At 63.5% G+C, this 16,540-nt stretch carries 14 protein-coding genes and 1 tRNA gene; all 15 read right to left on the reverse strand.

Translation table 11 applies throughout. The features are described 5' to 3' along the window. Window positions 1–43: 43 nt before the first annotated feature. A complete protein-coding gene (gene nusA / locus XcodCFBP4690_RS16490; RefSeq protein WP_104542558.1) occupies window positions 44–1,555 on the reverse strand; it encodes a transcription termination factor NusA in 1,512 nt (503 codons plus the stop codon). Window positions 1,556–1,559: 4 nt separating this feature from the next. Then, window positions 1,560–2,150: a ribosome maturation factor RimP gene (gene rimP / locus XcodCFBP4690_RS16495; protein ID WP_104542560.1), complete on the reverse strand. Its 591-nt coding sequence runs from the start codon at window positions 2,148–2,150 to the stop codon at window positions 1,560–1,562. A 197-nt stretch (window positions 2,151–2,347) separates the two neighbouring features. Then, window positions 2,348–2,424, reverse strand: a tRNA-Met gene (locus XcodCFBP4690_RS16500). Window positions 2,425–2,623: 199 nt separating this feature from the next. After that, the gene (gene nuoN, locus XcodCFBP4690_RS16505; protein WP_104542602.1) at window positions 2,624–4,084 is read right to left on the reverse strand and encodes an NADH-quinone oxidoreductase subunit NuoN; all 1,461 of its coding nucleotides are present in this window, start codon (window positions 4,082–4,084) and stop codon (window positions 2,624–2,626) included. A 36-nt stretch (window positions 4,085–4,120) separates the two neighbouring features. Further along, the gene (locus XcodCFBP4690_RS16510) at window positions 4,121–5,623 is read right to left on the reverse strand and encodes an NADH-quinone oxidoreductase subunit M (protein WP_104542562.1); all 1,503 of its coding nucleotides are present in this window, start codon (window positions 5,621–5,623) and stop codon (window positions 4,121–4,123) included. A gap of 20 nt (window positions 5,624–5,643) precedes the next feature. Then, window positions 5,644–7,824, reverse strand: coding sequence for an NADH-quinone oxidoreductase subunit L (nuoL, locus tag XcodCFBP4690_RS16515; protein WP_104542564.1), 2,181 nt, complete (start codon window positions 7,822–7,824; stop codon window positions 5,644–5,646). A 7-nt stretch (window positions 7,825–7,831) separates the two neighbouring features. Continuing rightward, window positions 7,832–8,137 (reverse strand): NADH-quinone oxidoreductase subunit NuoK, encoded by a 306-nt coding sequence (gene nuoK / locus XcodCFBP4690_RS16520; protein WP_005914274.1) that lies wholly within the window; start codon window positions 8,135–8,137, stop codon window positions 7,832–7,834. After that, entirely contained in the window at window positions 8,134–8,796 is a 663-nt protein-coding gene (locus tag XcodCFBP4690_RS16525; RefSeq protein WP_208622759.1) for an NADH-quinone oxidoreductase subunit J, read from the reverse strand. Before XcodCFBP4690_RS16525 ends, nuoK begins: the two co-directional genes overlap by 4 nt. A gap of 4 nt (window positions 8,797–8,800) precedes the next feature. Continuing rightward, a complete protein-coding gene (gene nuoI, locus XcodCFBP4690_RS16530; protein WP_014508211.1) occupies window positions 8,801–9,289 on the reverse strand; it encodes an NADH-quinone oxidoreductase subunit NuoI in 489 nt (162 codons plus the stop codon). A 3-nt stretch (window positions 9,290–9,292) separates the two neighbouring features. Continuing rightward, entirely contained in the window at window positions 9,293–10,384 is a 1,092-nt protein-coding gene (gene nuoH / locus XcodCFBP4690_RS16535; RefSeq protein ID WP_104542566.1) for an NADH-quinone oxidoreductase subunit NuoH, read from the reverse strand. Next, complete coding sequence (nuoG, locus tag XcodCFBP4690_RS16540; RefSeq protein ID WP_104542568.1) at window positions 10,381–12,615, reverse strand: NADH-quinone oxidoreductase subunit NuoG; 2,235 nt, start codon at window positions 12,613–12,615, stop codon at window positions 10,381–10,383. The genes nuoH and nuoG overlap by 4 nt, the downstream gene beginning before the upstream one ends. Continuing rightward, a complete protein-coding gene (nuoF, locus tag XcodCFBP4690_RS16545) occupies window positions 12,612–13,946 on the reverse strand; it encodes an NADH-quinone oxidoreductase subunit NuoF (RefSeq protein WP_104542570.1) in 1,335 nt (444 codons plus the stop codon). Before nuoF ends, nuoG begins: the two co-directional genes overlap by 4 nt. A gap of 3 nt (window positions 13,947–13,949) precedes the next feature. After that, on the reverse strand, window positions 13,950–14,477 hold the full coding sequence (gene nuoE / locus XcodCFBP4690_RS16550; RefSeq protein ID WP_104542572.1) for an NADH-quinone oxidoreductase subunit NuoE: 528 nt from the start codon (window positions 14,475–14,477) through the stop codon (window positions 13,950–13,952). Then, the gene (locus tag XcodCFBP4690_RS16555; RefSeq protein ID WP_104542574.1) at window positions 14,474–15,781 is read right to left on the reverse strand and encodes an NADH-quinone oxidoreductase subunit D; all 1,308 of its coding nucleotides are present in this window, start codon (window positions 15,779–15,781) and stop codon (window positions 14,474–14,476) included. Before XcodCFBP4690_RS16555 ends, nuoE begins: the two co-directional genes overlap by 4 nt. Further along, window positions 15,778–16,530: an NADH-quinone oxidoreductase subunit C gene (locus XcodCFBP4690_RS16560; RefSeq protein WP_104542576.1), complete on the reverse strand. Its 753-nt coding sequence runs from the start codon at window positions 16,528–16,530 to the stop codon at window positions 15,778–15,780. The genes XcodCFBP4690_RS16555 and XcodCFBP4690_RS16560 overlap by 4 nt, the downstream gene beginning before the upstream one ends. Between the last annotated feature and the right edge of the window lie 10 nt (window positions 16,531–16,540).

Below are 16,540 nucleotides of genomic sequence, written 5' to 3' on the forward strand. Positions count from 1 at the left end.
GATTCTAAGCCCTGATGGGGTCAGGGCGCGGTTCATTGCCGGCTCATTCGCCGCGCTCCAAACGGGCGATCTCCTCGGCGCGGGCCGCCAGGATCAGCGCCGCGGCGCGCTCCTGGGTCATGCCCTCGATGCCGAAGTCGACGATCTCGTCCGCGGCCAGGTCGGACAGGTCCTCGCTGGTACGCACGCCGTGCTCGGCCAGAGCAAAGGCCGTCTCCTCGTCCATCCCCTCCAGCGCCAGCAGGTCCTCGGTGGGCTGAGTTCCTTCCAGGCCTTCTTCCTCGGCCAGCGCGGCGTTGAGCAACGCATCGCGGGCACGGGCACGCAGCTCCTCGACGATGTCCTCGTCGAAGCCTTCCACCGCCAGCAACTCGCCGACCGGCACGTAGGCGATTTCTTCGACCGTGTTGAAGCCTTCGGACACCAGGATGGCCGAGATTTCCTCGTCCACTTCCAGGCGGTCCATGAACAGCTGGCGCGCCGATGCCTGTTCAGCCTCGGACTTGGCGGCCACCTGGTCGGCGGTCATCACGTTGAGCTGCCAGCCGGTCAGGCGGCTGGCCAGGCGTACGTTCTGGCCCCCCTTGCCGATCGCCTGGGCCAGGCGATCCTCGGCCACGGCCAGATCCATCGAATGCTTTTCTTCGTCGACGATGATCGACTGCACTTCGGCAGGCGCCATCGCATTGATCACGAAGTTGGCCGGGTTCTCGTTCCACAATACGATGTCCACGCGCTCGCCGTTGAGCTCGTTGGACACCGCCTGCACGCGCGAACCGCGCATGCCGATGCAGGCGCCGATGGGATCGGTGCGGGTGTCGTGCGCAATCACCGCGATCTTGGCGCGATCGCCCGGATCGCGTGCGCAGGCCTTGATCTCGACCAGGCCCTGCCCCACTTCCGGCACTTCCAGCTTGAACAGCTCGATCATGAATTCGGGTGCGGCGCGGCTGATGAACAGCTGCGGTCCACGCGGCTCGGAGCGCACTTCGGCCAGGTAGCCGCGCACGCGGTCGCCGGGGCGCAGCACGTCGCGCGGAATGCCCTTGTCCTTCGGGATAAAGGCTTCGGCATTACCGCCGAGATCGACAAAGATGTTGCCGCGCTCGGCGCGCTTGACCACACCGGTGATCAGCTCACCGACACGATCTTTCCACGCATCGACCACCTGCTGGCGCTCGGCCTCGCGCACGCGCTGCACGATCACCTGCTTGGCGGCCTGGGCGGCGATACGGCCGAAATCGGGGTTTTCGATCTGCTCTTCGATGTAGTCGCCCACTTCCACGCCGTCGGCTTCGTCGACGGCATCCATCAGGCGCACCTGGCGGTCAGGCGACTCCATCACGACATCGTCGGCTACCACTTCCCAACGGCGGAAGGTCTCGTAGTTACCGTCCTTGTGATCGATGGTCACGCGCGTCAGCACGTCCTGGTCGGGATAGCGCTTCTTCGCTGCGGACGCCAGTGCGGCCTCGATCGCATCGAAGATCACCTCGCGCGGCACGCCCTTCTCGTTGGCCACCGCATCCACTACCAGCAAAAGTTCCTTGCTCATTTCGTCACTCCGCGCGCGGCTTGCCGGCCGCCGACTCGTTGGATGGTTTCTTCTTGTCGTGCCCGGGTTTTTTCGGGCCGGGCTTATTCGGTTTTTGCGGTGCCAGACCCAGCGCGACCCAATCCGGCACGATGCGCGCCTTGTCGATGTTGTCGAAGCCGATCTTCACGTCCTTGCCGTCGATGGCGAACACCACCGCATCGGCGGCGGGCTCGATCCGCACGATCTGGCCCTGGAAGCGGCGCCGACCATCCTGCGCCAGCTTCAACACGATCTTGGCCGACTCGCCTGCATGGCGGCCGAACTGCTCGAGGGTGAACAAGGGACGATCGACACCCGGCGAGGACACTTCCAGGGTGTAGTTGCCGCTGATAGGGTCTTCGACATCGAGCTGGGCAGACACTTCCCGGCTCACGCGCTCGCAGTCGTCGACGTTGATCACGCGCTCGGGCTGTTCGGCCAGCGGCACATCGATGTACAGACGCAATGTCGCGCCACCCGGAGCGGGAAGATATTCCACGCCCAGCAGCTCCAAGCCCAGGGACTCAACCGTTGGACTCAGCAGATTGGCGATTTCGGTCGCTTTTTCGCTCACAGACTGCCCTGATCAGATGATTGCCAGTAATACCCCGGCAACCGGCAGCAAACTTTCCGGTTCCGGAAAAAACAAGGGGCCCGATGGGCCCCTTGCGTGAAAAAAGCCCGACCTCTCAGGGTCGGCGCAAGGACGGGAACATGCGTCCTTACGATCCAAGACATTGAATCACTGCGGTAAAGCAACAATTCGAAACTTGGTAGCGGGGGCAGGATTTGAACCTGCGACCTTCGGGTTATGAGCCCGACGAGCTGCCAGACTGCTCCACCCCGCAGCAGAAGCGGAATTATGAAGAACTTGAGCGGCAATTGCAAGCCCTAGTTTTTCATCTGTTGGACACCGTGGCGGCTGTTCAACGTCGCGGCACATGATAACCGCAATGCAACAAAAACGAAACACTCATCACGACATCGATTCATTGCGCCATACATCGGCCGAGCACGACGCGCATGGCCGGATGCGCACGCAAGACGCTATGCGAGGCCTGCGAATGCGCGCTGGCACCACACCATGATCGGGTTCCATGCCACGCCCAGCGCAAGCAAGGCCAGCGCATTGACGCCCAGCACGGTGCCCAGCACGCGGTCGTTGTTGGCCGGCAGCGGCTCGCCGACCGGCTCATCGAAGTACATGACCTTGATGACGCGCAGATAGTAGTAGGCGCCGATCACTGCACAGATCACACCGACCAGGGCCAGCCACAACATGTCGCCCCGCACCGCGGCGCCGAGCACGGCCAGCTTGGTCCAGAAGCCGAGGAACGGCGGGATGCCTGCCAGCGACGCCATGATGCACAGCACCAGGCCGGCCATCCACGGGTTACGCGCGTTGAGGCCTTTGAAGTCGTCGATGTTCTCGGCTTCGAAGCCATTGCGCGACAGCGCAATGATGGCCCCGAACGAGGCGGTCGACATGATGGTGTAGCTCACCGCATAGAACATCGCGGCCGAATAGCCCTCTTCTCCGCCACCGGCCACACCCATCAGCAGGAAGCCGATGTGGGAAACGGTGGAATAAGCCAGCATGCGCTTGAGGTTGCTCTGCGCAATGGCCATCAGGTTGCCGATCACCAGCGACACCGCCGACAGACCGCCGATCAACAGGTGCCATTGCGGCGACAACGGGCCCATGCCTACTTCCAGAAGGCGATACGCCATCCCGAACGCGGCCAGCTTGGGTGCCGAGCTGATGAACAGCGCAATCGGCGCAGGTGCGCCCTGGTAGACGTCGGGCAGCCACATATGGAACGGCGCGGCGCCCAGCTTGAAGGCCACGCCGGCAATCATGAAGATGGTGCCGGTCAGCAACAGGGTACGCTCGCCCGAGCCTTCGATGGCGTCGTGGATGCCGGCCAGGCTCAAGGTGCCGGTGGCACCGTAGACCAGCGACATACCGTACAGCAGCAGGCCCGAGGCCAGCGAACCGAGCACGAAATACTTCATCGCCGCTTCGGTGGCCAGCCCGTTGTCGCGGTTGGACGCGACCAGCGCATACGAACACAGCGCCAGCAACTCCAGACCCAGATACACCATGAGCAGGCTGCCGGCCGAGGCCAGCAGCATCATGCCGGCAGTGGCGAACAGCACCAGCACCGGGATTTCGCCCTGATAGAGATTGCGTTCACGCAGGTAGCTCCAGCCGTACACCAGGCTCAGGCCACTGACGAGCACGATCACGGTCTTCATCACGTCGGCGGCGGTATCGCGCACGAACATGCCACTGAAGATCTCGCCCTGCCCGCCCGTACCGGTCGCCAGCAGTACGAGCACCACGGCCAGGACGGCAACGGAGAACAGGTGGGTCCAGACCTTGTTCCGCTGGCTCACGAACAGGTCGAGCATCAGCAGGGCGAAGGCGCCGCCGATCAACACCAGCTCCGGTACGAGCGGAGCCAGGTCAGCGGTGGTCAACGGCGCGAGCGTTGGCGTGGTCATCATCAAATCCTGGAAATCAAAACGGACGGCAAGCCGTTAGAGCTTGGTCGCAGCAATCTGGGTCGCCAGCTTGGCGATCGATGGTTCCATCAGATCGGTCAGCGGCTTCGGATACACGCCCAGGGCCAGCACGCCAGCGGCGAACACCCCAAGCACGAAGACCTCGCGACCGTTGATGTCCTTCAACTCGGCCACGTGCGCATTGGCCACTTCACCGAAGAACACGCGCTTGTACAGCCACAGCGTATAGGCGGCGGTGATCACCAGCGTGGTGGCGGCGGCAAGGGCCACCAGCGGGTGTTTCTGGAAGCTGGCCAGGATCACCATGAACTCGCCGACGAAACCGCTGGTACCCGGCAGGCCGGCATTGGCCATGAAGAACAGCATGGCGAAGGTGGCGAACCACGGCATCACGTTGACCACGCCGCCGTAATCGGCGATGCGCCGGGTATGCATGCGGTCGTACAGCACACCAATGCAGGAGAACATCGCGCCGGAGACGAAGCCGTGCGAGATCATCTGCACCATCGCACCCTGCAGGCCCAGGCGGGCAGCGTCTGTGCTGCCGTACTCGCGCACCAGGGTAAACGCGATGAAGGTGCCGAGGGTGACGAAACCCATGTGCGCGATAGACGAATAGGCCACCAGCTTCTTCATGTCGTCCTGGACCAGTGCAACCAGGCCGACGTAGATCACCGCGATCAGCGAGAGCGTAATGACCAGCCAGGCAAACTCATGACTGGCATCCGGCACGATCGGCAGATTGAAGCGCAGGAAGCCGTAGCCGCCGATCTTCAGCGCGATCGCCGCCAGGATCACCGAGCCGGCGGTCGGCGCTTCCACGTGCGCATCCGGCAGCCAGGTGTGCACCGGGAACATCGGCACCTTGACTGCGAAGGCGATCAGGAAGGCGAAGAAGATCCAGGTCTGTTCCTTGGCGGTCAGCTGCAGTGCGTACAGGTCGGCCAGCTGGAAGCTGCCACCCTTCAGGTACAGGTAGACCAGGCCGACCAACATCAGCACCGAGCCGAGGAAGGTGTACAGGAAGAACTTCATCGCCGCGTAGATACGCCGCGGGCCGCCCCAGACGCCGATGATCAGGAACATCGGGATCAGCATGGCTTCGAAGAAGACGTAGAACAGCATCGCATCGGTGGCAGCGAAGATACCGACGGTGACGCCCTCCAGGATCAGGAACGCAGCCACGTACTGGTTGACGCGCTTGTCGATCGAGCGCCAGGCACCGATCAATGCCAGTACCGTCACCAGCGTGGTCAGCACGATCAACGCAACCGCAATGCCGTCCACGCCCAGGTTGTAGCCGATGTTGTAGGCCGGGATCCAGGCATGCAGCTCGACGAACTGCAGGGCGTCGTTGGCCGTGTCGTAGCCCAGCAGCGGCAGGCTGAGCACGAAGGTCGCCACCGCCACCGCCAGCGCCGCCCAGCGGGCAGTCTCGGCGTTGCGCAACGCAAGGATCAGGGCGCCACCGATAATCGGCAGCCAGATCAAGATAGACAGTAAAGGCCAGTTCGACACGTTTTCTTATTCCGTACAGGTCAACGCCAGAAATGCATCAGTACCGCCAACAAGGCGATCAAACCGATGATCATTGCGAAGGCGTAGTGATAGAGGAAACCGGATTGCGTGCGACGCAGCACATTTGCAGCCAGGTCGATCAGTCGGGCAGAACCATTGACGACCGCACCGTCGACCACATGGGTATCGACCGCACGTGACGCCTTGCCAAGGACAACGCCGCCACCGGCGAAGCCATTGATCCAGAGCTTGTCGAAGCCGTACTTGTTCTCCAGCAGCCACACGAGCGGTGCGAACGCCTTGCGCGACCTGGTGGCCAGTTCCGGCTTCCACAGGTAGAACAGCGCCGCCAGCAACAGCCCGGCAACGGTCAGGAAGAACGGCGCCGCCGTCATGCCGTGCAGTGCGAAGGCCACCGGGCCGTGGAATTCCTCGGCCAGGGCGCCAACGGTATCGCGCGCCGGGTCGTAGAAATCGACGATGCCGGTGAAGAACGAGACTGCCTGGCCCTGGATCGCATGCGCCGCGTGATGCCCCTGCCAATCGGTGCCGAACAACATCGGGCCGATGGTAAAGAAGCCGATCGCGATCGACGGGATCGCCAGCAGGATCAACGGCAGCGTGACCACCCACTTGGACTCGTGCGGCTCGTGCGCACCGTGGTGGCCATGGCCATGGCCGTGGTCGTCGTGGCTATGCGTCACGTGGGCATGCGCGTCATGTGCATGACTGTCGTGCGCGTGTACCTGAGCCTCGGCATCCGCATGCGCGCTGTCGTGGTGGGCATGGGCGTCGTGCGCATGCGCATCACGGAAACGTTCCTTGCCATGGAAGGTCAGGAACAGCAGGCGGAAGCTGTAGAAGCTGGTCACCAGCACGCCGCCGAGCACCGCCCAGTAGCCATAGGTCGCGACCCAGCTATGCGACTCATGCGCGTGGTGCGCGGCTGCCTCGATGATGGTGTCCTTGGAGTAGAAGCCGGAGAAGAACGGCGTACCGACCAGGGCCAGGGTACCGATCACGCTGGTCCAGTAGGTCACCTTCATGTACTTGCGCAGGCCACCCATCTTGCGCATGTCCTGCTCGTGGTGCATGCCGATGATGACCGAGCCGGCCGCCAGGAACAGCAGCGCCTTGAAGAACGCGTGGGTCATTAGGTGGAACACGGCCGCCGAATAGGCCGACACACCCAGCGCCACAGTCATGTACCCGAGCTGCGACAGCGTGGAATACGCGACCACGCGCTTGATGTCGTTCTGCACGATGCCGATCAGACCGGTGAAGAAGGCCGTGGTCGCACCGATGAACAGGATGAAGTTCAGCGCGGTCTCCGACAGCTCGAACAGCGGCGACATGCGCGCCACCATGAAGATGCCGGCGGTGACCATGGTTGCGGCGTGGATCAGTGCCGAGATCGGGGTCGGGCCTTCCATCGAGTCGGGCAGCCACACGTGCAACGGCACCTGCGCCGACTTGCCCATCGCACCGATGAACAGGCAGATGCAGATCAGCGTCATCACGCTCCATTCGTGGCCGGCGAACAGCTGCACCTTGGCACCGGCCATGGTGGTGGCGTTGGCGAACACGGTGGAGTAATCCAGCGAGCCAAACCACAGCAGCACACCAGCGATACCCAGGATGAAGCCGAAGTCGCCGACGCGGTTGACCAGGAACGCCTTCATGTTGGCGAACACCGCGGTCGGACGCTTGAACCAGAAACCGATCAACAGGTAGGACACCAGACCCACCGCTTCCCAGCCGAAGAACAGCTGCAGGAAGTTATTGCTCATCACCAGCGTGAGCATGGAGAAGGTGAATAACGAGATATAGCTGAAGAAGCGTTGGTAGCCCGGGTCTTCTTCCATGTAGCCGATCGTGTAGATGTGCACCAGCAGCGACACGAAGGTCACCACCACCATCATCATCGCAGTCAGGCGATCGACCATGAAACCGACGTGTGCGGAATAGTTGCCGACGTCGAAGAAGGTGTACAGGTTCTGGTTGAAGGGGCTGGCGCCCTGCTCCACCAGTTGGTACAGCGTCAGGCACGACAGTACGCAGCTGACCGCCACACCGAGGATGGTGACGTACTGTGCGCCCTTGCGCCCCACCTGACGACCGAACAGGCCGGCGATGATGCTACCGACCAGCGGTGCGAGCACCACTGCGATCAGCAGACTCTTGGAGAGAGTGATTTCCATCTACGGGTCAGCCCTTCAACGTGTCGACTTCGGCCACATTGATCGTGCGGCGCGTACGGAACAGAGTCACCAGGATCGCAAGGCCGATGGCGGCCTCCGCGGCGGCAACGGTCAGGATGAAGAACACGAACAGCTGACCGGCGGTGTCGCCGAGCTCGCGCGAGAACGCGATGAAATTGACGTTGACCGACAGCAGCATCAACTCGATCGACATCAGCAACACGATGACGTTCTTGCGGTTGAGGAAGATGCCGGCCAGGGAGATGCAAAACAGCACCGCACCCAGTCCAAGCAGGTGGCCCAAGGTAATCAAGACTTCGCCTCCTGTCCGTCGATCGCATCCGGCTGCGGAGCGACCGGTACCGGCTTTTCAACCGCCATTTTGACCATGCGCAGGCGATCGCCAGCCTTGACCCGCGACTGCTCGGACGCATTCTGCATCTTGACGCCGGTGCGCTTACGCAGGGTCAGCATCACTGCCGCCACCACCGCCACGGTGAGGATGACCGCAGCGAATTCGAACGGCAGCAGGAACTCGGTGTACAGGCTCTTGGCCAGCCAGGTCAGGTTGGAACTGTCGGCGGCCTGCGCCGCAGCGTTGTCGGCCGGGAACGGCGCTGCGCTGCGCGCCTTGACGCCGATCAGGGTGACCATCTGCGCCAGCATCGCCACGGCCACGATGACACCGACCGGCATGTACTTGACCCAGCCCTCGCGCAGGCGGCTGGTGTCGATGTCGAGCATCATCACCACGAACAGGAACAGCACCATCACCGCGCCGACGTAGACCAGCACCAGGGTGACGCCGAGGAACTCGGCCCCGACCAGCAGCCAGATGCAGGCCATCGAGAAGAAGGTGAGGATCAGGCACAACACCGCGTATACCGGGTTGCGCACGCTGATCACCGCGCCGGCGGAAACGACCGCGATGGCGGAGAAGGCGTAGAAAGCAATAGAGACCCAGTCCATCATGACCTCAACGGAAGGCGGCATCGGCAGCGCGACGCTCGGCGATCTCGGCTTCAAGCCGGTCTCCGATCGCCAGCAGCTGCGGCTTGTTGACAATGTTCTCGCCACGCTTCTCGAAGTGATATTCGAGGATGTGCGTCTCGACGATCGAGTCCACCGGGCAGCTTTCTTCGCAGAAGCCGCAGAAGATGCACTTGAACAGGTCGATGTCGTAGCGCGTGGTGCGACGGGTGCCGTCCTCGCGCTTGGCCGAGTCGATGGTGATCGCCAGCGCCGGGCAGACCGCTTCGCACAGCTTGCAGGCGATGCAGCGCTCCTCGCCGTTGGGGTAGCGACGCAGCGCGTGCAAGCCACGGAACCGCGGCGACTGTGGGAACTTCTCCATAGGGTACAGCACGGTGTACTTGGGCTTGAACGTGTATTTCAACGTCAGCCACAAACCGCCGAGCAGTTCGAGCAGCAGCAGGCTCTTGAAGTAGTGGGTGATCTTGTTCATCGGTTACACGCCCTTCTGGATCACGCCGTAAAACACCATCAATGCCGTCACTGCGATCCACACGATCGTGAGCGGAATGAAGACCTTCCAGCCCAGCCGCATGATCTGGTCGTAGCGGTAGCGCGGGAAGCTGGCGCGGAACCAGATGTAGGCGCTGGCGAAGAAGAACACCTTCATCAGCAGCCAGGGCCAACCGCCCTTCCAGACCCAGTCGATCCATGGCGAGACTTCCGCAGTGACCCAGCCCTGGATCGGGCTCAGCCAGCCACCGAGGAAGAAGATCGAGATCAGGAAGCTGACCAGGATCATGTTGGCGTACTCGGCCAGGAAGAACAGCGCGAACGCGCCGCCCGAGTATTCCACCATGTGGCCGGCCACGATTTCCGATTCGCCTTCCACCACGTCGAACGGCGCGCGATTGGTTTCGGCAACGCCGGAGACCCAGTACACGATGAACAACGGGAACAGCGGCAGCAGGAACCAATCGAGGAAGCCGGAATTGCCCGCCTGTGCGAACACGATCTGGCTCAGGTTGACGCTGCCGGAGGCGATCATCACGCCGACCAGGGCAAAGCCCATCGCGATTTCGTAGCTGACCACCTGTGCGGCCGAGCGCATCGCACCCAGGAACGCGTACTTGGAGTTGGAGGCCCAGCCCGCCAAGATGATGCCGTACACGCCCAGCGAGGTCATCGCCAGCAGGTACAGCAGGCCCACGTTGGCATTGGACAACACCAGCTGCGCATCGAAGGGCACCACCGACCATGCGGCGAAGGCCGGCGCCAGCGTCAGCAGCGGTGCGATGACGAACATCGCCTTGTGCGAGCTGGCCGGTTGCAGGATTTCCTTGAACAGCAGTTTGAAGACGTCGGCGAAGGCCTGGAAGATGCCCATGCCCACGTACATGGGCCCGTGGCGCACGTGCATCCAGCCGATCAGCTTGCGCTCCCACACCACATAGAAGGCCACTGCCACGATCACCGGCACGGCGATCAGCAGGATCTTCAGCACGGTCCAGAGCACCACGCCGCCATCGCCCAGCCCGACGAACCACTGGTGGAGGGGATCGACCACGTTCAACAGCAATTCGTTCATGCAGCCACCACCGTTACGCGACCGGCACCGAGCGGCGCGGTTGCGCCATGGCCGGATTCGATCCACACCGTGCCCGGTGCGACGCGCTTGTCCAGCACCACCGGCAACGTCGCCTTACCGGCGTCGGTACCGACCTTGACCATCTGCCCTTCGCCGACCTGCAACTGCGCGGCCTGCTCCGGATGCATCGCCACGCAGGGGGCGATGTTGAGCGGATGCGACTGCAGCGCGGCGGCGCGGCGCACGACCGCATCGGTGCGATAGATCGCCGCGGTTGCCGCTACTTCCAGACCCGTGTCGGAGACAACCGGCTGGGCCGAAGCGACCGGGCTCACCGAGCGGTTCTGCATGCCGGCACGCAGGCCGACCAGATCGATGAACTCGAAACCGGCCAGGCCCAACTCGCCGCCGAGCGCACGCAGCACTCGCCAACCTTCGCGCGCCTCGACCGGCAGGCGGCCTGCAGCACGTGCGGTCTGTACGCGACCGTCGAGATTGGTCAGCGACGCATCGATTTCCGGCAATGCACCGATCGGCAGGATCACATCGGCCACCTCGCGCGTGGAGGCGCAGGCGAACTGGCTGAAGGCCACGACCTTGGCACCGGCCAGCGCGCTACGCGCAGCCGCGGCATCGGCAAAATCCAGGCCCGGCTCGATGCCGTACAGCACATACGCCTGGCGCGGCTGCGCCAGCATGCCGGCCACATCGCGCGCGGTCGGCAGCACGCCTTGCGACACCAGGCCCACGGCGTTGGCACCCTGCGGGATGCGGCACAGCGAGGCGCCGGTTGCAGTAGCGAAGTCACGTGCAGCTGCACGCAGCGCCGCCGCCTGCGGATGATTCTCGGCCAGTGCGCCGACCACGATCACCGCGCGGGTCGCACCCTTGACGGCATCACGCAGGGTGGCATCGTCGAGTGCAGCCGCCAGCTGGGAGGGCGCGACTACGGTGCGGCTTGCCTGGGTGAAGGCGAAATCGAAGTCGACCGGATTGACCGAATGGATCTGCGTGCGGTTCTGGATATGCGCCTTGCGCAAGCGCGCATGCAGCAGCGGCAATTCATGACGCACGTTGCTGCCGAACAGCACCACCACATCGGCCTGTTCGATCTCGGCCAGCGGCGTGGCAAACGGTTCGGCCACTGCCGCGTCGGAGAAATCGCGGTTCAGCAGGCGATGATCCAGATTGCCGCTACCCAGCCCTTCGGCCAGGCGTGCCAGCAGCGCGCCTTCCTCGTTCGAGGTGGACGGATGCACCAGCACGCCAAGCTGATCGCCAGCGTTGTCGCGCAGGATCTGCGTCGCGGCAGCCAGGCCTTCGGCCCAGCTCACCTCGGCCCACTGCCCGTTGATCTTCTTCAGCGGCTTGACCGCGCGGTCTTCCGAATACAACCCCTGATGCGAGTAACGGTCGCGATCGGACAGCCAGCATTCGTTGACCGCCTCGTTCTCGCGCGGCACGGTGCGCAGCACTTCGCCGCGACGCACGTGCAGGAACAGGTTCGAGCCCATCGCGTCGTGATAGCCGAGCGATTCGCGTGCGGTCAGCTCCCACGGACGGGCGCGGAACTGGAACACCTTGTTGGTCAGCGCGCCCACCGGGCAGACGTCGATGACGTTGCCGGAAATCTCGGTGGTCAGCGGCTTGCCGTCGTAGGTGCCGATCTGCAGGTTTTCGCCGCGATACATGCCACCGAGTTCGTAGGTGCCGGCGATGTCCGCGGTGAAGCGCACGCAGCGCGTGCACTGGATGCAGCGGGTCATCTCGGTGGCGACCAGCGGACCGATGTCCTCGTCGGGCACCACGCGCTTGCGCTCGTTGAAGCGGCTCACCGAGCGGCCGTAACCGAGCGAGACGTCCTGCAGTTCGCACTCGCCGCCCTGATCGCAGATCGGGCAATCCAGCGGGTGATTGATCAGCAGGAATTCCATCACGCTGCGCTGGTACTTCAGCGCCTTTTCGCTACGCGTGGTGACCTTCATGCCATCCATCACCGGCGTGGCGCAGGCCGGCGACGGCTTGGGCGATTTTTCGACATCCACCAGGCACATGCGGCAGTTGGCGGCGATCGGCAGCTTCTCGTGGTAGCAGAAGCGCGGGATGGGAATGCCGGCCTTGTCGGCGGCCTGGATGATCATCGAACCCTTCGGCACGACCAGGCTCTGGCCGTCGATCTCGACGGTCACATGATCCGGCGGCACGTTCGGGTTCACTGGTTGGGCGCTCATGCGGCCACTCCGACTTGCGTGTCGACGATCGAACGACCGTTGACGATGTAGTACTCGAACTCGTCCCAGAACTGGCGCAGGAAGCCCTGGATCGGCCATGCCGCCGCTTCACCGAACGCACAGATGGTGTGGCCTTCGATCTGGCCGGCGACGGTGCGCAGCTGGTGCAGGTCTTCCATCGTGGCCTTGCCGGCGACGATGCGCTCCAGCACGCGATGCATCCAGCCGGTGCCTTCGCGGCACGGGGTGCACTGGCCGCAGGATTCCTTGTGGAAGAACTGCGAGATACGGCAGGCGAAACGCACGCAGCACACGCTGTCATCCAGAACCACGATGGCACCCGAACCCAGGCCGGTGCCCAGCGCACGCAGGGTGTCGTAGTCCATCTGCAGGCCGGCCAGTTGCTCGGCCTTGAGCACCGGCATCGACACGCCGCCGGGAACCGCCGCCTTCAGCTTGCGACCCGGACGCAGACCGCCGGCCATCTCCAGCAGTTCGTCGAAGGTGGTGCCGAGCGGCACTTCGAAGTTGCCGCCCTTCTGCACGCAACCGGACACCGAGAAGATCTTCGGGCCGCCGTTCTTGGTCTTGCTCAGGCCGAGGAACCACTCCGGGCCGTTGCGAATGATCGCCGGCACCGACGCATAGGTCTCGGTATTGTTGATCGTGGTCGGCTTGCCGTACAGGCCGAAGTTCGCCGGGAACGGCGGCTTGTAGCGCGGCTGGCCCTTCTTGCCTTCCAGCGATTCCATCAACGCGGTTTCTTCGCCGCAGATGTAGGCACCGGCACCCAGCGCACCGTAGATATCGATATCCACGCCGCTGCCGAGAATGTTCTTGCCCAGCCAGCCGTTCGCATAGGCGTCAGCCAGCGCCAGCTCGAAGTTCTCGAACGGCTCGTGGTGGAATTCGCCACGCAGGTAGTTGTAGCCCACGGTCGAGCCGGTGGCGTAGCAGGCGATCGCCATGCCCTCCACTACCGAATGCGGGTTGTAACGCAGGATGTCGCGGTCCTTGCAGGTGCCAGGCTCGGATTCGTCCGAGTTGCACAGGATGTACTTCTGCATCGTGCCCTTGGGCATGAACGACCACTTCAAACCGGTCGGGAAGCCCGCGCCGCCACGGCCGCGCAGGTTCGACGCCTTGACCATCTCGATGACGTCGGCCGGCGGGATCTTCTCTTCCAGGATCTTGCGCAGCGCCGCGTAGCCACCGGTCTTGAGGTAGCTCTCGTACGACCACGGGGTGTCGTAGTGCAGGGTCGTGTAGACGACCTGATGCGGCAACGGCGCCGGACCGACCGGACCTGTAGGTGCGTGATGATGTGCCATGTCTTATTCCAGCCCGTCCAGCAGCGCGTCGACCTTCTCTTTCGTCAGGTGCTCGTGGTAATGGCCGTTGATGACCATCATCGGCGCTGCGGAGCAGGCCGCCAGGCACTCTTCTTCGCGCTTGAGGTAGACGCGGCCATCGGCCGTCGACTGACCCAGCTTGCAACCCAGCTTCTTTTCCGCGTGCGCCAGCAGATCTTCGGCGCCGTTGAGCCAGCAGCTGATGTTGGTGCAGAACGCCACGTTGTGGCGGCCGACCTTCTCGGTCTCGAACATCGAATAGAAGCTGGCGACCTCGTAGGCCCACACCGGCGGCAGCTCCAGGTACTTGGCCACACCCACGATCAACTCATCGGTCAGCCAGCCCTGGTTCTGCTCCTGCGCGGCGTGCAGGCCCTGCAGCACCGCCGACCGCTTGCGGTCGGGCGGGAACTTGGTCAGCCAGTGATCGATGTGCGCGCGCGTCTTGTCGCTCAGCACCACCTGCGGATCGACGTCGCGCGCCGCTTCGAAATTACCCGTCGCCTTCATCGGTCAACCTCACCGAAAACCAAATCGTAAGTACCGATCATCGCCACGACGTCGGCCAGCAGATAGCCACGCACCACCGCGTCCATCGACGACAGGTGCGCAAAGCCAGGCGCGCGCAGGTGCACGCGGAACGGCTTGTTGGCGCCGTCGGACATCAGGTAGCAGCCGAACTCGCCCTTGGGCGCCTCGACCGCGCTATAGGTCTCGCCGGCCGGCACGCAGTAGCCTTCACTGAACAGCTTGAAGTGATGGATCAGCGCTTCCATGTCGTCCTTCATGCCTTCGCGACTGGGCGGAGCGACCTTGAAATTGGGCACCATGACCGGGCCTGGGTTGGCCTTGAGCCACTTCACACACTGCTTGATGATGCGGTTGGACTCGCGCATCTCGGCCACGCGCACCAGGTAGCGGTCGTAGCAGTCGCCGTTGGTGCCGACCGGGATGTCGAACTCCACCGCGTCGTACTTGGCGTACGGCTGCTTCTTGCGCAGATCCCACTCGATGCCCGAGCCTCGCAGCATCGGACCGGTCATGCCCCAGGCACGCGCCAGGTCCGGGCTGATGATGCCCACGTCCACGGTGCGCTGCTTCCAGATGCGGTTGTCGGTCAGCAGGGTTTCGTACTCGTCCACCCGCGCCGGGAAGGTGTTGGTGAACTCCTCCAGGAAGTCCAGCATGCTGCCTTCACGACCGGCGTTGCGCTTCTTCAGCGCCCCGCCCTTGTGCCAGCACGATTCCTTGTACTGCGGCATGCGATCGGGCAGATCGCGGTAGACGCCGCCCGGACGGTAGTAGGCCGCGTGCATGCGCGCGCCACTGACCGCCTCGTAGACGTCCATCAGTTCTTCGCGCTCGCGGAACGCGTACAGCATCACCGCCATCGCGCCCAGATCGAGGGCATTGGAACCCACCCACATCAGGTGGTTCTTGATGCGGGTGATCTCGTCGAACATGGTGCGGATGTACTGCGCACGCTCCGGCGCCTCGATGCCCATCAGCGACTCGATGGCGCGCACGTAGGCGTGCTCGTTGCACATCATCGACACGTAGTCCAGCCGGTCCATGTACGGGACCGACTGGTTGAACGGCTTGGACTCGGCCAGCTTCTCGGTGCCACGGTGCAGCAGGCCGATATGCGGATCGGCACGCACCACGGTCTCGCCGTCCATCTCCAGGATCAGGCGCAACACGCCGTGCGCCGCAGGATGCTGCGGGCCGAAGTTCATCGTGTAATTGCGGATTTCCTGCTTGCTTTCGGCAGGATTGCTCGCGAAGGCATCGGTTGCCTGGCGGAACTCACTCACTTGGCAGTCTCCGACTTGCCCACTTCACCGGCGGCAGTCTCATAACGGGCGTCGTCGCGGATCACGCGCGGCACACCGACGCGCGGCTCGACCGATGTCACCGGCTCGTACACCACACGCTTGCGCTCTTCGTCGTAGCGCACTTCGACGTTGCCGATCAGCGGGAAATCCTTGCGGAACGGATGGCCGACGAATCCATAGTCGGTCAGGATGCGGCGCAGGTCCGGGTGACCATCGAAGACGATGCCGAACAGGTCGAAGGCTTCGCGCTCGAACCAGTTCACGCCCGGCCAGATATCGGTCACCGACTTCACCACCGGCACCTGTTCGTCGGGTGCGAAGCACCGAACGCGCAGACGCTGGTTGTGCTGGTAGGAGATCAGTTGGGCGACCACCGCAAAGCGCTGCTTGGGCAGCTGCTGCGGCTGGGCGCCATTGGAACTTTCCTGGCTGGGGAATTCGCCCCAGGCGAAACGGCCGACGGCCTTGCCTTCGACGCCACGGCTGAAGCCCTGCGAGGACACATCGGCGGTGTCCCATTCGTCGCTGCCATAACCCAGGTAGTCGACGCCGCACAGGTCGCTGAGCTGTTCGAAACCGAGCTCATCGCGCAGGGCCAGGCAGGTCGCGTGCCAATCGGCGGCAGCGACTTCCAGCGTCACCTCGCCGCGTGGCAGGGCCACGGCGATCTGCGCACCGGCGAAACGTGCCGCAAGTCGGTCAGTGAAGGAGGATGCTTGCTCTGCCATGGGGGCTTGG

It is taken from the genome of Xanthomonas codiaei (genome assembly GCF_002939785.1).
Classification (GTDB): Bacteria; Pseudomonadota; Gammaproteobacteria; order Xanthomonadales; family Xanthomonadaceae; genus Xanthomonas; species Xanthomonas codiaei.